Origin of the sequence: Desulfitobacterium nosdiversum (assembly GCF_049860565.1) — a bacterium.
Lineage (GTDB): Bacteria > Bacillota > Desulfitobacteriia > Desulfitobacteriales > Desulfitobacteriaceae > Desulfitobacterium_A > Desulfitobacterium_A nosdiversum.
Genome location: NZ_CP172056.1, coordinates 2,341,910 through 2,364,791 on the forward strand (window position 1 = coordinate 2,341,910; position 22,882 = coordinate 2,364,791).

The window sequence follows — 22,882 nt, forward strand, 5'->3', positions numbered from 1 at the left end:
GTTCACCTGCACGTCCCTCCACGAATCGTTCACTTCTATGCGAGAAACTACGCTTTCGGGTCTTTTGCAATAGTCCATAATTATTGTGCGCACTCAAAAAGGACTTGTTTTGCAACAGTCCCTTTTGAGTGACTTATTTATCTCCTTCTTCTGGGACAATACAGATAAAAGAAAAGGGTTCAGTACCAACATTGCGAAACTGATGAATTTTACCTCCTGGTACATAAGCAAAGGAGCCTGCTTCGACTTCATAATCCGTTCCGTCTAGGTGAAGAATTCCTTTACCATGGGTAATATAATTGATATGAGGCCATGCATGTGTATGTTGAGGGGTACAGCCGTCTTCGCCCAGTTCAAAGGATCGCATGACATAACCTTCCCAACCTTCATTTGGCGAAACTAAGACTTTTTTGAGAACATCTTTCGTATCTGTGCTTTGGAGCCGTGTCCCGAGTACTTCACGTTCATGGGATACAATCATTTTTCTTCCTCCTCAATTTAGGAATAAATTATGAGCATATTATAGTCCTGTTTCAGGGATTTGACGAACTATTTTAAACGGAAATCGACTTTTTAGTGAGTAAAACTTATAGTAATTGAGAACGGATGAGAATGGAAGAGATAGTATGAGATTTATTGATTGGGATCTATTTAAAAAGAAGTAGACAGCAAAAATGAGTAAATAATTTATTTGACATTATTATCGAATTCGCATAAACTAATCACATAAGATTTTCGGTTTTAAATTTAAAGCCGAAAAGCATAAAGTAAGGGGAGTAGCGAGCGGCAGCATTGCCGTGGATAGTGTCGTCATTCGGTTCGATGTGAACTCGGCCTATCACTGTTTACGAATTGCAAGACCTTACCCAAGCAGGGGGTAAGGTCTTTATTTTTTATTAAAGGTGGTGAACGAAGGGAAAAAGGATTAAGTTTCATGAAAAGTTCATAATTATTTCATGACAATGTCTAAACTCTTTGTTACACTTGATTGTGTGAATATCATGTAAACAGCTCGATTACTCAGAACCTGCTCGAAGGAAACTTAATAATATTCTCTGACTTTAAAAGGATTTATGGGAAAGGAGTAGAATCCAAAAAGAAACTGAAGTCGCTTAAAACTTAATAGGGTTAAGATTAGGTTTAATGTGAAAGGTTATAGTTAATTTATGTTGAGGATTTAATAGTCTTTAGGGTATTTGAAAGGAGAATGAAAAATGGGTTTATTTTCACGTGTTAAAGATTTGTTGCAAGCGAATATTATGGATATGGTGAACAAGGCAGAAGATCCGGAAAAGATGCTTAATCTTTATGTTGACCGGGCGACCGAAGAAGTTCGAAATTTTCAGATTCAAGTCAACCGTGCTGTAGCGGATAAGATCCAACTCGAGGAGCGCATTGCGGCTCTGAATAAGGAAATTGCCCAGCGGACAGAACAAGCGACTTTAGCAGTGCAGCAAGGAAAAGATGATTTGGCTCGTACTGCGCTCACTCTAAAAAAACAAGCGGAAACGAGTGTCGCCGATTATCAAGCTCAATTGACAGATCAAGATAAGGCTGTTGAAGATTTACAGGAAAATCTCCGTATTTTGAGCGAAAAATTAGAGAAGGCTAAGACGGAGCGTAATAATCTTGTTATGCGCCAACGCCGTGCCGAAACGATGAAAAAGGCCAATGAAGCAATTTCAGGGATGTCCACGAAGGATCCAATGGCTGATATGGATCGGATGAAAGAACGTGTGGAACGGATGGAAGCTGAAGCAAAAGCATCTCGAACCATGGTCAACTCTGGAAATTCCATGGAGGACCAATTTGCTGAGTTAGAAAAGAGTAAGGCAAATACGGAAGTCGAAGATGAATTAGCTCAATTGAAAGCACAATTTAAAAAAGAAGAATAGCTATAAAGCAAAAGCAGGTGATGGGCATGAAGAAGTGGACGAAACGAATCAGCATTGCCATCACGACTCTCATGTTATTCGCGAGCCAAGCCGCCGTGGCTTTGGCTCGCGCTGGCGGAGGGAAGGGTGGAAGTATCGGCGGAAGCTCTGGCCGTAGTTTTAGCGGGGGCTCATTTTCCGGTGGATTATCAGGAGGGTCTTCAAGCGGGAGTTTCGGTTTTGGAGGATTTCACTTTTTTCCTTTTTTCTGGGGTAGTCCCTTCTATGGAGGAGGCGGCTCAGCTTTCGGCGGTTTTTTCAGCCTGATTTTCTTATTAATAATTGCTTTTCTTATCCTTAAAGCACTTCGCTCGAGATCCTCCTGGCGAAAAGGAAGAGGTCAAAGTAAGAGCTTTGGGGATCCGCATACTCCATCTTCTTCAAACGGATGGGGAGCCTCGGATGACTCATTAACGCCAGTGGATATTACAGGCCGTCCAATTACAAATGAAAGAAATCTGCAACGTTTTGGCAAAGCAATCCAATTTACCCGTGAGAATATGAAATATTACGCTGAAACTTTTCCGCGCTGGGATCGGGAACTTTTGGTTGGCAGAGTACGCCAGGTTTATTTCTGGCTGCAGGATGCCTGGACTCGTCAGGACTTAAGCGGAGGTGAGGAATATTTAAGCTCCTCACTCTTGATGAAATATCGAACAGATCTGGCCAATATGCGTAATCGTGGTGAACGAAATGTTATTAAAGAACCCGTGCTTCATCAAGGTGATGTGGAATTTATCCACAGTCATTTAGACGAATCGAGTCAGCATTTTATCACGATGATTTCAGCAAGCTTAATCGACTATACTGTGGACGCTTCTGGAAAGATTATCGCTGGAGAAGATGATAATCGTCTCTATTTTACTGAATTCTGGGAATTTGCCTGGGAACGTGAACAATGGGTTCTTTCTGCTATTTATCAGGAAGATGCTATGGAGATCACGCGGATTGCTCGTGGAGATGAATCATGAAAAATTAAGGATCAGTCGCCTTCTCAGGAGATGACTGATCTCTTTTTGCATATATTAAAGGAGAGGTCTACTTGTTTTCATATTTATCGAGTTTTAACCAGCCATACCAGGCGCTGCCGATAAGGAAGGCACCAATAATAAGGGAAAATGCAAAACGCCACGGATGATGAACGAGTTTCCAGAAATCATGTCCAATCCAAGATTCCCAGGCAATCATGGGGATTTTACCTAAAAGAGTGGCTCCTAAAAAAGAGGTGAACTTCATCGGGGATATGCCGGCTGCATAATTAACAGCAGCCGCAGGGAGAAAAGGAATCAGGCGAGCGAGGATAATTAAGTAGAAATTCTTAGCATCTGAAAGTCTTGACCATTTTCCCAGCTTTGATAGTTTGGGCTGAGCCCATTCCTGCCCAAGAACTCGAGATAAGGCGAACCCTAGCGATGAACCCAGGAGACTGCCAAGCAAGGAAAGGATAAAGCCGAAAGCCCATCCGAAGAGAAGGGTATTCATCCCGGCAAGCAAGGCAAAAGGAATCACGGGAATCAGCATTTGAATGGTAATAATAAGCAAGTCGAGGAGAATTCCCTTCCAACCCAGCCCAATGATAAAGGAATGAAGTTCCTGGGGATGCTGCAGCTTAGGATAAAGGTAAAAAATTAGGGCTATAGAAAGAGCCAGAGCGAATAATGAAGCTGTCTTTTGTTTCTTGGGCATTAAAAATTTCCCCCTAGATAAAGGATTGATTTCTTATATTTAAGTATTTCTAATTTATGAAGTTGTGAAAAAGTATAGTCCAAAAATGGCAGATTCACAATGATATTTAAAAGAGGATAAAAAGAAATTTAAGTATAATCGCTTTTGTGATAAAATGGATAAAGAGTATTGTTTGGATGTAAATTAAGGGTGTGGGATCAATGTTTGTTCACCAGTTTAAAGAATGTATCCCTCAATTTCAGAGTCTTTTGTCTGCATTATCCAAAGAGGATCATGAGTGGGTATTAGTAAACTGCAAGGAGGTAATATATCTTACTTCCGGCGTGGAAGCTGAAACGGGTATGACTTTAGGAATGCCGATAAATGATCAGCCTTGGATTCAAGAAATTTTTCAAGCTAAAAAAAAGATAGTCATAAGAAAAAAAGGCTGGCGTGCAGATTCCGAACGCCTTTGTCAAATTATTGGGATTCCATTGTTTGGCAATTCAGGTGAAATACAAGGTGCTTTTCTCTATTTAATGGAGTTTTATAATAAGATAAGAGCAAAGGATATCTTAAGTCTGGTTCAAGACCTTACTCGTGAAGAAGACCTTATAACGGCTTTGAAGATTTTTACTAAGCAAAGCTTAGATTTATTCAGAGTTCCTATGGTTGGCGTTTGGCTGTGGCAGGAAGGTAAATATGGACTTGCTTCAATCAGTGCTCTTACGGAAGAACAGCTTAATTATATTGAAAGTAAAGATTTTCCTCAGGATTTCGGATTGGCTTGGGTTCAGGAACATCAAGATCATGGCACAACAGATCCTTTGCCAAGACGTTATAACCTTGATGAACTCAATGAACCTTGTGTAAAGACCTTAAAAGGATTTGGATTTAAGACGCTTGTATGTATGCCGCTCATTCATTTCGGCCAGACTTTAGGCCAGATTATACTTTTTGCCCGTGAGCTGGATGACATTGAAGATGAAACGGTATACTGGATTCGACAAGCAGTACCTTTTGTTTCTTCCTTTGTTTATGAACAGCAGCTGCGTTTTGCTTCTATTGATCGGGAGCAAGCTTTAACCTTTCTATTGCGTGGAACAGAAATTCTTGTCCAGGCAGATACAGAGGAACAGCTTCTTACTGAGGCAGGAGAAATGGCGATGGAGATTCTCTACTTGCCTTGCGGATTTTTCTTTCTTAAGGATAGCGGAGAATGGCAAATCAGGGCGCCTTTTGGACGTTTGAAGCAAGCGGATTGGAATTGGAAGGATTGGATAAATCAACAAATTGCTAAAACCGGCTATAAGCATATATCAGATCACAATCCTAATTTGCGTTTTATGGATGTTGAAGAAAATCCGGATCAATGGCGGAAAATATTAATTCAACCTATTCAAACACATACGGGAGTTATTGGCGAGCTTTGGCTCATGGATGAGCTGGAGTGGGTAGCCGAACAGCGTCAGGAAATCTTAGCTGCGTATGTTCGAGATGTTGGGGTGGCGTTAGAAACAATTCGCCAGCGTGATGAATTAGCCCATCTTGCCTCAACCGATCGATTAACGGGAATATTAAACCGCCAAGGGTTTGATCAACGCATTCGAGAAGAAATGGCTGGAACGCTGCGGCGGAAATCAACATTCTTGTTACTCATTCTTGACTTGGATTATTTTAAAACTCTTAATGATACAAAGGGTCATCCAACAGGGGATCTTGCGCTGATGACGATTGCACAAAATCTGAGAGCATCCGTGCGGGAAGAAGATATTGTGGCCCGAACAGGCGGAGATGAATTTACTGTCGTTCTAACAGATGCACATCGGTGTCCTGAAATAAAGAATGCTATAGCACGGATGAAAAGTAAACTTAAGTTGGATGAGTTCGGATTAGATTTGAGTATTGGTGTAGCTGAATTTCCAACGGAAGGCCGCGATTATGAAGAATTGTATCGTTTAGCAGATCAACGGCTTTATGTGGGCAAGAAAAATGGCAAAGGCCAAATTATATTTATTTAATTTTAAAGGATGAGAAAAACGGTTTTCGGATCTTCTCGTAGGGAGAAGACTCCAAAACCGTCTTTTAATTTGATTGCTTAAGTGTCATCGAACTAGTGCTGAATGAAAGGGGCAGCTCCAAGTAAAAAAAGTAATTCAGACAGTTCAATACTGGCACCATAAAGGTCCCCTGTCAGTCCGCCCAAGAGCTTCGATGTCTTCCGTGTAAAATAAAGAAGAAAGAGAAAGGAAAAGAGAAAACCCATAAGTCCAGCCCAATGCAGTAAATAAATGGCTAAGGCTAGAGAACAGATACCCTCAATCAGAAAAAACCAAGGTGTTTGTTTTAAATCCTCATGAAAGCCTTGTCCAAGACCTGATTTGCGCGCATAGGGAAAGAAGATAACTCCGATTAAAAACATCCAGCGTGAAAGCATGGGCATGATGAGTAAGGTTAGATAGGAACCAGCCCTACAAACTTCAGCCAACAAGGAAAACTTAAGAACCAACATGGCAATCGCGCTTAGGGCACCGAACGATCCAACGCGGCTATCCTTCATAATTTCAAGCATTCTTTCCGGGGTACGGGCCGACCAAAGAGCATCCATGCTATCCATAAAACCATCCATATGAAGCCCGCCGGTTAATAGTAATTCTTCGATCAGAATCAGGGCAGCTACAATCAAGGGAGAATAATAAGGGTGTAAAAAGAGGGCAGTGAAGAGAAGAAAGAGTCCCAGGATCAAACCAATCAGCGGGTAGCAGCGCTGACTGCTGGTGAATTCTTTTTGAGTAACTTCATTTGGCGCAGGAAAAGGAAGACGTGTCAAAAAAGTGACCGCAATTAAAAAAACACGTATCATTGAGAAGCTCTCCCTTTTGATTCTAAAGAGTTTAATATTTCCTGCCCCGACTGTTTTATTTCAACGGGATATCCTGCAACGATCCAATATAACGTATCCGCTTGATGGGCTAGAAGCTGGTTCGCTTTACCTGCTAAATCTCTATAGGCACGGGCTAGGGGATTTTCAGGGACAATGCCTTGCCCTACTTCATTGGTTACCATAATAACCGGCGGCGTTATTTCTTTTGCGAGTTGAGCGACTATTTGAACTTCATTCAGTATATGATCTTCTGCTTCAGAAGTCAGGGTTTCAGAAAAGGAAGACTCTGTTGAAGGTTTTAACGCATTCAGGAGAAGATTGGAAAGCCAAAGGGTTACACAATCGAGGAGGACGACGGCCTTTTTATTTTGAATATTCTCTAAGGTGTGCCTAATAGCGTAAGGTTCTTCGATGACCTGCCAGTGTTCAGGACGCCGTTGACGATGCTTTTTTACGCGCTGGGCCATTTCATCGTCGAAGATTTGAGCAGTCGCAATGTAGATAACCGGCAGCCCGAAGTGGGCGGCATATTTTTCGGCAAAAGTACTTTTGCCGCTGCGGGCTCCTCCAGTGATAAGCGTAAAGTCAGACATAGAATTTTGATCCTCCTTAGGGTGCATCAAAAGTTATATCTCCAAGCATGTTTTGCAATAAGATAACATGCTCGGTGGATAAATTTAGTATTCTCGTTTTCCTTATCATTCCCTGCCTATCAATCTCTATGATCACTGGAATCCAGGCTTAAAAGTCTCCTGTCGTGACACCGGCTGACTCGAAGGTTGCCATTTCATCCGCAATTTTAAGAGCAGCTTCGACCATAGGGAACATGAGTGCAGCTCCGGTACCTTCGCCAAGTCTCATGTGGAAATCAAGGCGGGGCTTGAGGTCGAGTTGACTTAAGGCGAGCCGATGACCTTGTTCTTCCGAGTTATGAGAGGAAATCATATAGGGAGCAGATAGGGGAGCCAGCTGCGCTGCCGTAAGGGCGGCTGCTGAAGAGATGATTCCGTCAAGAATAATAGGGACGTGCCGGTAAGCTGCTTCGAGGATTGCTCCGGCTAGCGCCGCAATTTCCAGTCCGCCGACTTTAGCTAAAGTATCAAGCGGAGCAGCAGGGTTGGGTTGATTCACTTTAAGGGCTTGTTTAATAACTTCCTGCTTATGTCTAAGTGCCTCATCGCTGACTCCTGTACCGCGGCCGGTGACCTCTTCGACGGAATGACCGGTGAAAACTGAAACGAGAGCTGCACTCGGTGTAGTATTGCCAATTCCGACTTCACCGGTTGCCAAAAGGTTAATACCGGAATCAATGGCTTTTGCTGCAACCTGTGCACCTGTAAGGAGAGCAAGAAGCGCTTCCTGGCGAGTCATAGCTGGACCTTGAGCGATATTATTCGTTCCGCTTTTAACACGGTTGACCATGAGCTCAGCAGGATTTAAGGGGGAGGCTATGCCGATATCCGTACTGATGACATCTGCTCCTGCATGCTTGGCAAGAATATTAATGCCGGCTTCGCCTCTTAAGTAGCTGTAAAACATTTGAACAGTGACCTCTTGAGGAGCGGCACTGACTCCTTCAGTGACTACGCCGTGATCTCCCGCCATAAGGAGAACTGCTTTACCTGTGATTTCAGGATGTGCAGTGCGTTGGATTCCAGCGACTTGTTGCGCAAGGTCCTCAAGGACTCCAAGGCTTCGAAGAGGTTTAATTTTGGCATTGAGTCGTTGCTGCATACCTGTGATTGCTTCCTGATCAAGGGGTTTAATTCCCGCTTTAAGTTCTTGAAGTGCTTCCTCAAGGTTTTGCGGAGTCGCTTCTTTCAGATTTTCTACACCATGAAATTTTACGGGGGTGAACTGAATCGACATTTTTTTCTCCTCCATTTCGTTAAAAAAATAAAGTCCCGCCACAAATCGATTGTGGTCGGGACTTTTCCGTCATCGCCGCCGCTTTCCAATTCCCCGGAAAGACTTTTTGTTTCTTAGGCAGGTCTCCTGGCTTAGACTCAAACGTCCTGATCGCCCCTTCCCAGCATTAGCCAGTGGATTAGCGAGGACTCGTCCTTACAGTGGTGGGTCCGCACCGGATTAGCACCGGTTTCCCTATTCTCCCCATAAGGGGCACCTAAGAAATATAAACTTATTTTTAGATTATCAAAAATTCGGAAGATGTCAAGCATAAATTTTATAGGGATGTTTAGAAATATACCGGAAATATACGACTAGAAATAAAGCGTATCTAAAGAAAACTTTTGAATTAAGCAGGAAAATCATTTCCCGGGGCGAATAAAACTTGAATAGAATAGATTGAGATAATGTATGGTTGTACTATAACACTAAAGGAGTTTTTGGGGCATGAAACGAGGAGAATTGAGACAAACGGAAACCGTAATTGGCAAGGATGTAGAGAGGATTCGCACGCGCGGCGACGCTCAAAGCTTTATATATCCTTATTTTTTTGAGGGACTGGCAATTTATAGAGCACTCCGAAAGGACCCGGTTGTAGAAAGTTTGCAGAACTTATTTACTTCTTTAACCGAAGAAAAACTGAATTTAAGAAAAGTGCATGAGAATTATTATTCTTTTTGCGCCCAGGCAACGGAAAAGAATTGGCCGGAATATTTATGGGACCGAGTTCTAGAGGCGGACAATATTTTGACTCAGCAGGCCGGCTGCAAAGATTGGGATAACTTAGATGCAGGGTTGAAGAGCCTGGCGGCTCATGATCTGAAATCTCTGCAAAGGATCGCAGCTCTTCAGCCGGAGGAACTAAGAAGAATGGTCCTTGAGAGGATTGAGGAATACGCTTCAGTTGCGGAAGAGCCAGGGCTAGAATGGCTCGAAAGACCTGAGCAATGGACGCTTTGGGTTCCGCAACAAAACGGGAATGACCAGGATCCAAGCCGTGCAGGACAATATTTGGAATATTGTAGGAATCATGTCAAGAAGATCTTGTTTTCTGGAACTGAAGAAGAGGCTATTTATGAGCTGGCCGGCTTTTACCGGAAAATAGGTTCAGGATTGATGGCAACGGGTATGGCCTTTAAATGGGACGGAAAAGAGAAAGCCCTGGTTCGGGTAAAGCCTGATCCGATTTGCAAAGAGCAGCTCATTGGTCAAGAGCGTGAACAAGGAATCCTTCTCGAAAATACGGAGTTTTTTCTTGCCGGATATCCTTCAAATAACGTGATACTTTACGGAAATCGTGGAACTGGAAAATCTTCTTTGGTTAAAGCCCTTCTTCAGGAATATTATGAGAAGGGGTTCAGATTGGTTGAGCTATCGAAAAGAGATTTAACGGATTTTCCTTTAATGATTCGTTTTCTTGCTCAACATCCTCAAAGATTTATTTTATTTATTGATGATCTTTCCTTTGAAGAAACAGAGTTGGCTTATAAAGCATTAAAAACGGTATTAGAAGGCGGAGTGGAGAAACGCCCGGATAACGTCCTGATTTACGCAACTTCGAATCGCCGTCATCTTATACGCGAGAACTTTACTGAACGCCAAGGGGATGAGGTGCATGTTCGGGATACGTTAGATGAAAAACTTTCTTTATCGGATCGGTTTGGAATTACAATAACCTTCCCTTCACCGGATCAAGCAGAATACCTGAAGATCGTGGAAGAACTCGCTGCGCAGGAAGGGTTAACAGCTGATATAGATCAACTGCGGCAGCAGGCCTTACGCTGGGTGATGATGCATAATGCCCGCTCCGGTCGTACAGCTCGTCAATTCATTGACTATATGGTTGCCCAGCAAAAAATTAAGGGTTAAAAGTTAAAAATATGGTAAGAGAGTCAACTTAGGTTGGCTCTCTTGTTTTTTGTTAAATACATACCCAAAGCCTCAAATACTCTATCTATATTTTTTTGAGGAAAATAGGTTGGTAGAAAAAGTTCGGATATTTTGAAATGTGATATAATTGAATTAGTTTTTCGAAAATCAACTAAAGTAAATTAGGTGATCAAAATTAAATAATGGGGAAGGTAAAGAGGCTATGACGAACCAGAATTTGATTACAGATTTGCAGCAAATCGAAATTAGTTCAACTTTCCTTCAAAAAACCAAAGATGAATGGAATCGTTTCATTGAAGGTAAACCCGTTAATACTCATGTTATTCCACCCGAAATCTATCACTCGTGGAAAAGAAGCCGGTCCTTTGGAGTGAGTCCCTGGGTTCTAAGCCAATACAAAATGGACGATTCCCGTAAGAAAGAACTTACAAATTTCCGCCATCTTATGAACAGCTATAAGCCATTTTTTGAGAAAGTCACTGAATTTATCAATCATGACCAGTTTCAGAGTATTTTTTATGATGTAAATATAATCTGTGACCATGTTGTGGACTCTGCTGGTACGGTCATTTATCCGCAAGATTTTCTGGGGTTTGATTGTTCGGAGAAGATCGTTGGGACAACTTCAGCTTCTCTTGCTTTGCTGGAAGATCGACCGAAAGTTGTTCTGCAATATCAGCATTACTGTGAAATATTTCATGATTATCATTGTGCATCCGCTCCCTTGCATAACGAAAAAAAAGAGCAAATCGGAATTTTTAATATTCAATACTTTGATATTAAAAAAACGGCACAGGCTTATCGGTTAGCCGAATTCCTCGCGGGACTCTTTGATAGTCTAGTGATGTTAGGCAGCAAGGAACGTGAAAAGCATATCGAGCAAATGATCGATATTTTACCGTATGCAACTGCTGTTCTTAGTGAAGAGAATTCGGTCCGCTACTATAATCACAAGCTATTAGATTTATTTAAAGTTAAGAATAAACATGACCTTGAGCAGGTCTTAAAAACATATATTCCAAAGTCGGGGACGGGTTGTTGCTTCGACAAGAAAAAAATAAGCTTAGAGATTGAGGGGAAACACGTCAATACTTATGTAACGTGCCATGAAATAAAGGATAAGACTTTCGGTAAAACGAAAAAGCTTGTTCAATGGGTAGAAGACTGCAGGTTGAATGAGTCAAAAACAAAGGAAGATTTAACATCGAGTTTATTTACTTTTGACCAAATTATGGGTAAAAACACTGTCATGGGTGAAGCCAAGGATATAGCAAAGAATGTCGCAAAGACCTCAGTACCCATTCTTCTCTTTGGTGAGAATGGAACGGGTAAAGAAATGTTTGCTCAGGCTATCCATAGTGCAAGTCCTCGCAAGGACAATCCTTTTGTCGCGATTAACTGCGGAGCCCTTCCTGCGGAACTTGTTGAAAGTGAACTGTTTGGTTATGAAGGAGGTTCTTTTACCGGTGCCTTAAAAGAAGGTAAAATGGGGAAAATTGAAGCCGCTAATGGCGGAACGCTTTTCTTAGATGAAATTGAAAGCATGCCTCTTCGCCATCAAATTAAGCTGCTGCGTGTCCTCTCAACGGGTACAATCCAAAAAGTCGGCGGGACAAAAGAAATCCCTGTAGATTTCCGGCTGATTTCAGCGACGAAGAAGGATCTGTTAAAAGAAGCAGATCTAGGATTGTTTCGTGAAGATTTATATTATCGGATGAGTACCTTTATTATCAAGCTGCCGACCTTGCGAGAGCGAAAAGAGGATATTCCGGTTCTTGCCCAGTCTTTCGCCTTAAGATACTCAGATAAGTATCGTTTATCCAATATAAAAATTGATACTGAATTTATTGAGGCGCTTATCCAATACCCATGGAGGGGAAACGTCAGAGAATTGGAGAATGTTATTGAAAGGGCGGTTGTTATAGCTGGGGATGGGCCTTTGCTCACGCTTAAGCACCTCCCGGAAAAGATTCAAGAATACTATAAAGATACTTGTATTCACGACTTAGTGCAAAACGCTATTGAGAAAAAAGAATCTAAAACGGGTTTACTCGCTTACGCAGAGAAGCTTGTTATTGATTCTGTCCTCAAATCTGTAGGAGGAAACGTGAGTATAGCCGCTGATAGATTAGGAATAACTCGGCGAACTTTGTATAATAAACTCCATGAATATGAACAATCCTTAACTATGACTATGAATTAACAAGTCCAAAACTACCTAAAAGGGAACCAGACAGTGTTTGTCAGGTTCTCTTTTTATTTTTAGTCAAGTGTATAATTTGTTCCCATTAGCTTAAAGTGTGAAAAATATTCTCGTGATGAATTTGGTGTAAAAAGTTAGAAACAGGGATTTTAACGTATTTTTGCTTAACTATACGTTGGCATACTTATTGCATTTCAAAATACGACGTGTATCGACAAAAAAATACAGTTTAGAAGAAGGAAAGGGGAAAAACAATGAGTACTGAGGAAAAATCAAACAAGGGAATATCGCGCAGAGACTTTTTTAAAGGCAGTGCATTTGCAGCTGTAGGATTAGCAACGGGTGGGGTATTAGCCGGCTGTGGAACCCCTAAAACAACGACTCAAACTCCAGCGGGATCACCTGCAAAATATAGCTGGGAGACACCGCCGGCAGCTATTCCAGCTTCACAAATAAAAGAAACAATTGATGCAGATGTTGTTATTGTCGGTGCCGGCTTATCCGGATTGTCAGCTGCTGTTCGTGCCAAAGAAAACGGCGCGAAGGTCGTTGTGGTTGAAAAAGGCGCAACTTGGACAGGCCGCGGCGGTCACTTCGGAGTTTTTGAGTCGCGGGAAATGAAGAAACTCGGTCTCGTCAATGATAAAGAAAAATTGGTTCGCGAATGGATTGCTCAAACGGGCAATCGGGTTAAAGAAGAACTGGTCTGGTTATTTATGAATCAGAGCGGCGCTGCAATGGATTGGTTTCTTACGAAAGCTGAAGCTTCAAAGCTGTTTTCGAAAATTGGAGTTTTAGCAAGCTATTACAAAGGTTCAACCTACACCGAATATCCAGGGACACATATGTTCCTAGGCGGGCCCAACCAAAAAAAAGGAGGAATGCCGGGGACGGATGTCAGTTTAGTGCTTTATAACGAAGCCGATAAACTCGGGGTCAAATTCTATTTTGAGTCACCCGCTGAGCAGCTTGTAAAAGAAGGTGATCGTGTTGTGGGAGTCGTAGCTAAGGGGAAAGACGGCTACAAGCGGTTTAATGCTTCCAAGGGTGTTATTATTGCGACAGGAGATATTGGCGGCAACAAAGAGATGACTGAAGCCTATGCACCGGTGGCACTAAAGGCGAATGGATCTCAATACGTTCCTGTCGGTGTCAATACAGGAGATGGTCATAAGATGGCGATGTGGGCTGGCGGTACCATTGAGGATACTCCCTTCCCGACGATGATTCATCCCCAAGCGTTTGCTTGGTTAAGCTATTTCTTCCTTTTCATTAACCAAAAGGGCAATCGTTTTATGAACGAGGATACCTGGGTTCAGTCTAAATCGCTGAACGCGATAAGACAACCCGGAGATGGACCTTGGGCCTTCAGTATCTTTGATTCTAAATGGCCGGAAGAGGTTAAAGCCAGCCTGCCGTATGGCGGAGGAATGTTCTGGGATTCAATGGGGAGACTCGTCCCCTCAGAGTGGACTCCTGATGCCGATCAAAAAACGATTCAAGGTTATATCGATCAAGGAAAGGTAGGTTTTAAGGCAGACACCCTGGATGAGCTTGCTCAAAAAATTGGTGTTCCCGCAGACCAATTCAAGGCTACTGTTGCCCGTTACAACGAACTGGCTAAGGCTAAAAAAGACACTGACTTTGGTAAGCGTTCAGAACTTTTAACGACCATTGAAAAAGGACCGTTTTATGCGCTTAAGTTTGGCGGCGCGTTGCTCACGGTTGTGGGCGGCCTTAATGTTGATACGAAGCTGCGCGTTCTTGATGCGAAGAAAAATCCAATTCAAGGATTATACGCTGTAGGTAATGCTTCGGGCGGGTTATATGGAGTTGATTATCCGACGGTTATTCCGGGAAATAGTCATGGACGTGCATTAACTTGGGGATATATTGCAGGGAAGACCGTAACGGAAGGTTGATTGCGACAACCTAAGAAATTGAATAACTTCAGTGTTAAGGAGGGTAGGATGTGGTAAAGCAATTTCATAAAAAAGTTTTGCTCATTATTCTTACAGCGCTCGTAATTATCGGAGTCGGAGGAACTGCAGCTGTCGTCAAGGCAAGTGATAACCCAGCATTTTGCTCAATATGTCACAATATGAAGCCTATGTATGAAAGCTATCATGACAGCAGCCTGCTGGCCAATTCTCATGCTAAAGCAGGAGTGAAATGCCACGATTGTCATGAAAGTTCCTTGTCCATTCAAACCAGTGAAGGGTTAAAGTATATAACCGGTGATTATGAAGAACCCATGAAAACAAGACAATTTACTAAAGAGATGTGTCTTAAATGCCATAATTATGATGAAGTCAAGGCCAAAACGGCTTTTGATGAATCAAATCCTCATGATTCCCACAACGGTGAACTTGAATGCTATAATTGTCACAAAATGCATGAACCGTCCACTGTGCTTTGTTCACAATGCCATCAATTTTCATGGATGAACAAATTACCGGCTTATTTTCAAGAGAAAAAATGATAAATAAATGAATAGCTAGGAGCAAAACTGAATTCTAGTCTATTGATATGAGACAAGTAAATCGCTTGTCTCATTTTTGCATGGGAAAAATCAAAAAAAGAGATTTTTACATCCTTATTTCCGTAGTATAATAGACTATAAAGAATTATGACGGAAATTGTTATTTAAGTGGTGAGGGGGAACGAATTTTGTTTGAAAACGACATTCTCGTAGCAGGCGGAGATCCTGGTTTTGGAGCGATAAAACTGGATGTTGGAGATAAAAAGGTACTTTTTCCTGCGGTGATTTGTAAAGGGAACGAACGGATTTTTTCCACGTTGGGAAATCCTACAGTTGCACGCGGCTCGGACTTAGAAGCTCAAATTGCCTCCCTGGATGTTGTTGTCAAGAATAATTCGACTGGGGCAGAACGTCATTATTTTATGGGAAATCTTGCGGAAAGCCTCAATCCGAATGAAGCTCACTATTGTTGGGATGAAGATAAATCGACGGATGAGGAAGCAACCGCTCTTCTTGTTGTCGCTTTAGCCTTAGCGCAAGAAACAGATAAAGCCAATATTTACTTGGGAACAGGGGTTCCTGTAAAATATTATGCCGCACTTAAAGATAAATACGAATCTGAACTCAAAGGTTCGTGGTCGGTGATGTTTCGTTCCGGTCCCTGTAAAGGTCAGACTCGACAGATGACGATTATTCGTTCCCGTGTTTTACCTCAGAGTTACGGTGTATTTATCAAGGAATCCTTAAATGAATATGGAATTCCCACCAGCCCTAAGCTTTTTAACGGATATGTTGTTGTCGTTGATCCGGGGTTTCGGACAACGGATATTGCAACGTTCTATGATGGTGTAATGCTTGATCCGCCAAACTCTTTCAGTATTGAAAAAGGACTGAAATGGGCTTATACCGGAGTTGCGGAAAAGTTAAAGGAAATGAGCTATAACCATCAAAATCCAATTGAGACGGATGATCAGGAGCTGGATAAGATTTTCCGTGTTCATGGAGGACATTATCCTTGGAGTAATGGGACAATCAATCTTAATCCGGTTATGGATCAAATGCTGACTCAACTCGGAACAGATATTACCCGTGAAGTAAAAAAGGCTTTAAAACCAATGATGGGTAAGGTTCACACGGTTTTAGTCGCGGGCAAGGTTGGGGAACTTGTTTATGAACATCTTCAATTTGAAAATAAAGTTTTAATCGAAGATCCTCAGTTCGGAAATGCGACAGGTTTTCGGATTATGGCAGCTAATTTAGTGAATAACTTGACGAAAAAGGCCAATGCCAAATCATGATAACAGAGCAACCCTTTTTGCCTTTGTTTTTTAATCCGGAGGACGGGGAAATTTGGGAGCAACTTCAGAAGCTGCCGCCGGAAAAACGGACAGAAACGGTTAAACAAGCCTTACATGAGTTTTTTCAAAGTCACTCAGAGTTTCAGGCAGAAAACATAAATTTTCCCTTGCCAAATCCTGCAGTCACAGAACTCAGTTTACATTCTGAGACGGAAAGGGCAGAAGAGAGCAGCACCCTAAATTGTGAGGAGCTTGCCTCAAATGCTGAAGAACACTTATTTTTAGAGGCAGTGTCTGAAAATGAATTAAGCCTAGAGTCTCTTTTTGAAGCCAGCCCTCAAGCAATAAAACCGGATCCGCTGAAGAATCTTCTTTCTGTAATCGGTGAAGAAGACGATGAAGATGTCGTTAGGCTGCTGCTTTCAGATCAAAAGTGTACTGAGTTTAAAAATGAAACTGAACTTAAGGAAACTGAGCTTAAGAAACCTGAACAACATATTGAACATATTGAAATGCCGCTAAGGACAGAAACAATAATACCTAATGGCGGACTCGCTTATCTTCTCCATAATGTCATTGGTGAGGAAGAAGATGAAGAGGTTCTTCAGTTTTTTAACAATATAGCTGAGAAAAAGGAAGAATAGCATTATCGACAGACTTAAATTCCGTTGACCTATGTAAAGATATTTCACTTCTTACTTGACTTGCTCTAGAAAGTAAACTTATAATAATTATTAAGCGTATTGAAAGGGAGAACGAGATCAATCGTGGAAGATCCTTTACCTAGAATCAATATAAATTAAAGATTTTACTAGGCGCCAAGAGAATATTCTTAGGCGCCTTAGCTGTATTAAAAAGGAGGAAATTTCCATCGAAGGTGTTATATGGAGCGCGATTAATTTAATCGCAGCCCTATTACTGGTTTTTTTAAATGGATTTTTTGTTCTTGCTGAGTTTGCCCTGGTCAAAGTTCGTAAAACACGTTTATCTGAATTAGCGGAGACAGGTAACAGGCAAGCCGATTTGGCACTTGAGGTCACCTCTAAGCTCGATGCCTATTTATCAGCTACGCAATTAGGAATTACTCTAGCTTCCTTAGGTTTAGGTTGGTTGGGAGAGCCTGCAATCGCGACCCTCATTCATCCGCTTTTCAAACGTTTCACAGGTTGGGATCAAGTCGTCGCTCATTCTGTTGCTGCAGGGATAGCTTTTATACTGATTACCTTTTTGCATATTGTCTTGGGTGAACTGGTTCCGAAATCTTTGGCTATTCAAAATGCTGAAGCTGCCGCTCTAAAAACAGCAGGTCCGATAAAATTATTTTTTAAAATATTTTATCCGGCAATACGAGCGTTAAATAGTCTATCTGGTTTTGTGCTTCGGCTTCTTAAGATTGAACCGGCTAATGAAGCGGATCTGGCCCATACGGAAGAGGAGTTGAGGATGCTCGTCGATGCAAGTCAGCGCCACGGCTTTTTAGACAAAATGGAAGGAAAGCTATTGGATAATGTTTTCGAGTTTTCTGATCGTGTAGTCAGTGAAGTTATGGTTCCACGTCAGGATATGGTCTGTATCTTTCTCGAAAACAGTTTAGAGGAAGCTGAAGAGGTAGTTAAACAATACGGGCATACACGTTATCCTCTTTGTGACGACAATAAAGATAATGTTATTGGTTTAGTCCATATGAGAGACCTACTGAATTTAAAAGATAATCCTAATATCACATCGATTACTCAGGTGAAGCGTGATATTCTCGTTGTTCCAGAGGGAATGCCTATATCTCATCTTGTACAAAAAATGCGCAGCCAACGGACGCACTTGGCTGTGGTAGTCGATGAATTTGGCGGAACAGCGGGCATGGTCACCATTGAGGATCTTTTAGAGGAGCTTGTCGGAGAAATTTATGATGAATTTGAGGATGCACAGTCTTCTGAAATCATTAAGATTCAGGAAGGCGAATATTTAATCAATGGCCGGGTTTTATTAGATGACATTTCTAAGCTTCTAGAGGTTGATTTGGAAGAAGAGACAGTATCAACGATCGGAGGATATGTATTTTCACGCCTCGGAAGAAAACCCGTTAAAGGGGATAGCGTCGAGTTCGATGGATTTCTTTTTCAAGTCTCTGAGTTAAAAGGTTATCGGATTACACGAGTTAAAGCTGTAAAAAAGACTCTTTCGGAAAATAAGAACACTCAGGATATTGGATAATAGCTGGGCAGCTTAACTTAATCGAGGTATAGAGGTACGAATATAAATTCGTACCTCTTATTGTTTTTATCTAAGAATCCTGAAATTGCACAAAAATTCCGTGAATAGTCTTTGGACGACAATTCTCTTGAGGTCAAAAGAGATAAAATGATATACTGGAAAATATAGAAAAAATGATATAAAACGTCGCAAAATGGAATATGCAACAGAGGTGCGGATATGGTTTATCAAAATGATCATTATTCGGAATTGAAACGGTTCCAGGGTTTAATTCAAGAATCATGTGATGTTTTTGTTATTGCTTCACCTGAAGCGAAAATTCAATATATTAGTCCAGCTGTTGAAAAGTTTTTAGGCTATACCCCTGAGGAAGAGATCGGGAAAAGTATCTTTAACATGTTTGAGGATCGGGAAAGGGTAAAAGTGGTTCAAAGCTTTCAGCAAGCCTTAACGGATTCAAGTCAAATCTTTACGGCAGAGGTTACTGCGCAAACACGACTAGGAAAAAGCATCTATATGGAATTGACCGTTAGAAATCTATTATCTGATCCTTTTATCCAAGGTATTGTTATTAACTGGAGAGATGTCACAGAAAAGGTAGTTGATCGTCAAAAGATTGAATATATGGCCGCTTACGATCGCGTAACAAAGCTTCCTAATCAGAATCAATTATTACAACAGCTTCAGCTTGAATGTGAAAGAGCAAAGGACAAAGGAACATCCTTTGCGTTGATGAAGGTTGATATTGACGGCTTTAAGCATGTTAATAATGCCTTAGGGTATCAGCTGGGTGATCAATTGCTCCTTCAATTTGCCCAAAGAATACGCAATTTTTTAAGTGAAGAAGCTTTTTTTAGCCGCTCGGAAGGAGACCTTTTTAGAATCATTGCGCCAAGACTTAACTCAGCCGAAGAATATGAACAAATGGCCAAAGATATTATTGATTTATTCTCGAAGCCATTTACTGTGGATATTTATGAAATATATCTTTCAATTACAATAGGGATAAGTTTATTTGCTGAAGATGCACAGGATCCAGATACTCTACTTAAATACTCCTATAATGCGTTGCTGCAAGCTAAAAAAGAAGGTAAAAATAAGTATGTAATTTTTTCTTCACAAGTTAATATCGAAAGTTATAAACAATTTATGCTGCGCAATGATCTGCATGCTGCCCTTGAAAATGAACAATTTCAAGTGTATTATCAACCTTTTATTAAACTAAGAACTAATGAAATCATAGGTGCAGAAGCATTAATTCGCTGGAAGCATCCTAAATGGGGGATGGTTTCTCCTGGAGAGTTTATTTCCCTTGCGGAAGAGATCGGTGTTATCGTTAGTCTCGGAAATTGGGTACTAAGAGAAGTTTGTCGTAATTACAGGCAATGGTTAAATGAAGGGTTGCCAGCCATGAAAATATCAGTTAATTATTCAGGTATTCAGCTTTTTGAAAAGGATTTTGTAGAAAATATTCTTAAAACAGTAGCTGAATTTGAATTAGACCCTCACTTTTTAATTGTTGAGCTTACTGAAAGTATTCTCATTCACGAATTTAAAAGTATTAAATCAAGTATTAGAGCATTACAAGCAGTAGGAATAAAAGTTGCATTGGATGACTTTGGAACAGGCTATTCTTCTTTTGCATATTTACATCGTCTTAAAATAGATTTCCTTAAAATCGATTGTTCCTTTATCCGGGATATTCCGCTGAATAATAAAAGTACTTTAATAACCAAATCAATTATTACCCTGGCACGCGATCTAGGGATTAAATTGGTTGCTGAGGGTGTTGAAAACGCAGAACAATTATCCTTTCTCCGTTATCTAAACTGCTATACAGGCCAAGGATATTTCTATAGCAGACCTGTGCCAAAAATTGATTTTGAGCAGCTGTTAGCCAAGAAAATATGTGAACCAAACTATGTGAGTAACCTATCAAAAGAACAGCATGAAGAAAGAAGGGAGTTTTCACGCATTCATTTCCATCAACAGTTGAAAGCTGATTTAACTATTTTTGAATTTATGGGTAATAAAGCTAAAGTAGGGACAACAAGAGTCTTGATTAAAGATATAGGACCTGAGGGCTTATGTTTCATCTCTGATGTAAGATTTCCAGTAGCCAAAGATATCGTTTTGAAAATTACAACTCAACTCATGGGGCAAGAAATCAAAGTATATGGAAGTCCAGTTTGGACAGAAGAAAGCTCTAATTTATACGAATATGGATTTAAATTTACAGTTGATGAAAACAAACAACTTCTTCTACATAAAGTATTGAATGAATACCAGTCGAAACTGGATATGAATTCAAAGGTTGATATGGACGGTTTTGTTGCAGAGTCTGTAAATCAATACTTTAGTTCAGGTAAAAACGGGATTAAATAAGAAAAGGTTAAAGATACCGATTTGTAGTGATTAGATCCAAAAGCAAAATAGAAAGGGGCTGCATTTGCAGCCCTTTTTCGTATCACAAACTATAAACTAATTTGAACGTTGTTATTCTCCAGCCATAGATTTACCTGAATGAGATAAGCGAAAAGCTGGGGAATATCCATGAGCTGACCAAACCAGGGATGACCGGAAGGTAATTTGTCGGAAATTTCGATAAGATACATCACATTGGAACGATTGATTAAAGGAAGTAACGGGGAATCGGGATTTTTCAGGATTTCAAGGAGCCAGGAACGTACGGCTTTTAAGTACGAGGGATTATGTGTTTTTGGGTATGGACTCTTTTTGCGCCAAAGTACATCATGCGGCAAAACCCCTTCCAGTGCACGACGGAGAATTCCTTTTTCACGGTCTTCGAAAGATTTAATTCCCCACGGTAGATTCCATGCATATTCAACTAAGCGATGATCACAGAAGGGGACCCGAACCTCCAAACCAACTGACATGGTCATGCGATCTTTACGATCCAAGAGGGTGGGCATGAAGCGTGTAAGCGTCAGGTAGCTCACTTCGCGGATACGGTGGTCTTTCGCTTCACTTTCAGATTGAGCCGAAGCGGCAAAGAGGGATTTATCCGGATGAGGGACTTCTTTAAGAGCCTCTTGATAGCGATTTTTCAGGTATTCAGAAGGGTTTAATCTTTCAAGCAGATCGGGAGCAATGACCTGAAGCCGGTTTTGAACCTGCATTGCCCAAGGAAAGGTGTCAGCGCCTAAGGTTTCCGGACGATGGAACCAGGGGTAGCCTCCGAAAACTTCGTCGGCACACTCTCCGGAGAGGCCAACGGTTACAACATTTTTAATTCGGCCGGAGAAGCATTGAAGGGAAGAATCGACATCAGCCATTCCGGGAAGATCGCGCGCCTGGGTGGAACGGCTAAGGGCTTGAACGAGCTCGGGAGTATCAAGCTGAAAATCATAATGCTCCGTACCAAAGGTGCTGGAGACACGCTGAATCCAGGGGGCATCTGCATTGGGCTGGAAAGAGTTTGCTTGGAAGTATTTTTGATTATCGACATAATCGATGGAGAAGGTTTGCAAAGGCGGAAGCTTTTGTTCTGAGTAAGCTCCTGCTGCAACAGCGGTAATTGCACTTGAATCTAATCCGCCTGAGAGAAGAGTTCCAAGGGGAACATCAGATACTAACTGGCGTTTAACCGCGTCAAGAAAGATCTCTCGAACTTTTGCCGTCGCTTCTTCTAAGTTATCCGAAGGAACTTCATTAGGCAGAACCCAATAAGGAACGATTTTTATACCCGTGCGGGAGAAGAGCATACTATGAGCTGGTTTAAGTTCTTTAATTCCTCGATAAATTCCATGTCCCGGTGTCCGTGCGGGACCAATGAGCAGAATTTCGGATAATCCTTCAACATCAACTTCAGCCCGAACCTCAGGATGTACTAATAATGCCTTGAGTTCGGAGGCGAAAAGAATACCGCCCTGGGTTTCAGTATAGAAGAGAGGTTTTACGCCCATGCGGTCACGCGCTAAAAAGAGGCTTTGCTTTTCGCTGTCCCAAATTCCAAAGGCAAAAATCCCATTAAACCGTTCAACGCATGCTGGACCCCATTCAAGATAAGATAGGAGAAGAACTTCGGTGTCGGAATGTCCTTCAAAATGGTAGCCTCGAGCAAGAAGTTCGCGCCGAAGTTCGGGCGTATTATAAAGTTCACCGTTGTAGGTTAAAACGAAGTTATGTTCACCGCGCTTCCGTATCATAGGCTGCAGTCCACCTTCGGGATCGACTACAACCAAACGGCGGTGTCCGAACGAAGTATGCTCGGAGGACCAGAATCCTTCAGCATCGGGACCACGCGGAATCAAAGTTTGGGTCATATTATACACAACGTCTTGAGCCTCAGGAATATGTAAATTTTTTTTCCAGTCTACCCAACCAACAATACCACACATTGCAATTTCCTCCCCTTGATGAAGATAACGATTATCATTTAGTTCA

General features: G+C 41.5%; 17 protein-coding genes and 1 riboswitch. Of the genes, 11 read left to right on the top strand and 6 right to left on the bottom strand.

Annotated features, from left to right (window positions below; translation table 11 throughout):
- Positions 1 to 133: 133 nt before the first annotated feature.
- Positions 134 to 481, bottom strand: coding sequence for a cupin domain-containing protein (locus ACHOLT_RS11330; RefSeq protein WP_425800683.1), 348 nt, complete (start codon positions 479 to 481; stop codon positions 134 to 136).
- Between the two features lie 733 nt (positions 482 to 1,214).
- Between ACHOLT_RS11330 and ACHOLT_RS11335 the strand changes: the two genes are divergently transcribed.
- Positions 1,215 to 1,895 (top strand): PspA/IM30 family protein, encoded by a 681-nt coding sequence (locus ACHOLT_RS11335; protein WP_425800685.1) that lies wholly within the window; start codon positions 1,215 to 1,217, stop codon positions 1,893 to 1,895.
- A 26-nt stretch (positions 1,896 to 1,921) separates the two neighbouring features.
- Complete coding sequence (locus tag ACHOLT_RS11340; RefSeq protein WP_425800687.1) at positions 1,922 to 2,905, top strand: TIM44-like domain-containing protein; 984 nt, start codon at positions 1,922 to 1,924, stop codon at positions 2,903 to 2,905.
- A 67-nt stretch (positions 2,906 to 2,972) separates the two neighbouring features.
- On the opposite strand, the gene ACHOLT_RS11345 is transcribed toward ACHOLT_RS11340, so the two are convergent.
- Positions 2,973 to 3,620, bottom strand: a complete 648-nt coding sequence (locus ACHOLT_RS11345; RefSeq protein WP_425800689.1) for a TVP38/TMEM64 family protein — start codon at positions 3,618 to 3,620, stop codon at positions 2,973 to 2,975.
- 200 nt (positions 3,621 to 3,820) lie between these two features.
- On the opposite strand from ACHOLT_RS11345, the gene ACHOLT_RS11350 reads away from it, so the two are divergent.
- A complete protein-coding gene (locus ACHOLT_RS11350) occupies positions 3,821 to 5,620 on the top strand; it encodes a GGDEF domain-containing protein (RefSeq protein WP_425800691.1) in 1,800 nt (599 codons plus the stop codon).
- A 92-nt stretch (positions 5,621 to 5,712) separates the two neighbouring features.
- Here ACHOLT_RS11350 and cobS read toward each other — a convergent pair whose 3' ends face one another.
- From cobS to cobT, 3 genes are all read right to left on the bottom strand, one after another.
- A complete protein-coding gene (gene cobS / locus ACHOLT_RS11355) occupies positions 5,713 to 6,459 on the bottom strand; it encodes an adenosylcobinamide-GDP ribazoletransferase (protein WP_425808022.1) in 747 nt (248 codons plus the stop codon).
- Positions 6,459 to 7,076 (bottom strand): bifunctional adenosylcobinamide kinase/adenosylcobinamide-phosphate guanylyltransferase, encoded by a 618-nt coding sequence (cobU, locus tag ACHOLT_RS11360; protein ID WP_425800693.1) that lies wholly within the window; start codon positions 7,074 to 7,076, stop codon positions 6,459 to 6,461. The genes cobS and cobU overlap by 1 nt, the downstream gene beginning before the upstream one ends.
- Positions 7,077 to 7,224: 148 nt before the next feature.
- Positions 7,225 to 8,352: a nicotinate-nucleotide--dimethylbenzimidazole phosphoribosyltransferase gene (cobT, locus tag ACHOLT_RS11365; RefSeq protein ID WP_425800695.1), complete on the bottom strand. Its 1,128-nt coding sequence runs from the start codon at positions 8,350 to 8,352 to the stop codon at positions 7,225 to 7,227.
- Between the two features lie 99 nt (positions 8,353 to 8,451).
- Positions 8,452 to 8,627, bottom strand: a riboswitch (cobalamin riboswitch).
- Positions 8,628 to 8,838: 211 nt separating this feature from the next.
- Between cobT and ACHOLT_RS11370 the strand changes: the two genes are divergently transcribed.
- The 8 genes from ACHOLT_RS11370 (at position 8,839) to ACHOLT_RS11405 (ending at position 20,860) form a co-directional block, all read left to right on the top strand.
- Complete coding sequence (locus tag ACHOLT_RS11370) at positions 8,839 to 10,260, top strand: ATP-binding protein (RefSeq protein WP_425800697.1); 1,422 nt, start codon at positions 8,839 to 8,841, stop codon at positions 10,258 to 10,260.
- 223 nt (positions 10,261 to 10,483) lie between these two features.
- Complete coding sequence (locus ACHOLT_RS11375; RefSeq protein WP_425800699.1) at positions 10,484 to 12,484, top strand: sigma-54 interaction domain-containing protein; 2,001 nt, start codon at positions 10,484 to 10,486, stop codon at positions 12,482 to 12,484.
- A gap of 254 nt (positions 12,485 to 12,738) precedes the next feature.
- A complete protein-coding gene (locus ACHOLT_RS11380; protein WP_425800701.1) occupies positions 12,739 to 14,406 on the top strand; it encodes an FAD-dependent oxidoreductase in 1,668 nt (555 codons plus the stop codon).
- Positions 14,407 to 14,456: 50 nt separating this feature from the next.
- A complete protein-coding gene (locus tag ACHOLT_RS11385) occupies positions 14,457 to 14,966 on the top strand; it encodes a cytochrome c3 family protein (RefSeq protein WP_425800703.1) in 510 nt (169 codons plus the stop codon).
- 188 nt (positions 14,967 to 15,154) lie between these two features.
- Complete coding sequence (locus ACHOLT_RS11390) at positions 15,155 to 16,264, top strand: ParM/StbA family protein (protein ID WP_425800705.1); 1,110 nt, start codon at positions 15,155 to 15,157, stop codon at positions 16,262 to 16,264.
- Positions 16,265 to 16,281: 17 nt separating this feature from the next.
- Entirely contained in the window at positions 16,282 to 16,908 is a 627-nt protein-coding gene (locus tag ACHOLT_RS11395; RefSeq protein WP_425800707.1) for a hypothetical protein, read from the top strand.
- 250 nt (positions 16,909 to 17,158) lie between these two features.
- The gene (locus tag ACHOLT_RS11400) at positions 17,159 to 18,475 is read left to right on the top strand and encodes a hemolysin family protein (RefSeq protein ID WP_425808024.1); all 1,317 of its coding nucleotides are present in this window, start codon (positions 17,159 to 17,161) and stop codon (positions 18,473 to 18,475) included.
- 219 nt (positions 18,476 to 18,694) lie between these two features.
- Positions 18,695 to 20,860, top strand: a complete 2,166-nt coding sequence (locus tag ACHOLT_RS11405; protein ID WP_425800709.1) for an EAL domain-containing protein — start codon at positions 18,695 to 18,697, stop codon at positions 20,858 to 20,860.
- An 89-nt stretch (positions 20,861 to 20,949) separates the two neighbouring features.
- Here the strand turns inward: ACHOLT_RS11405 and asnB are convergent, their stop codons facing one another.
- Entirely contained in the window at positions 20,950 to 22,836 is a 1,887-nt protein-coding gene (gene asnB / locus ACHOLT_RS11410) for an asparagine synthase (glutamine-hydrolyzing) (RefSeq protein WP_425800711.1), read from the bottom strand.
- Between the last annotated feature and the right edge of the window lie 46 nt (positions 22,837 to 22,882).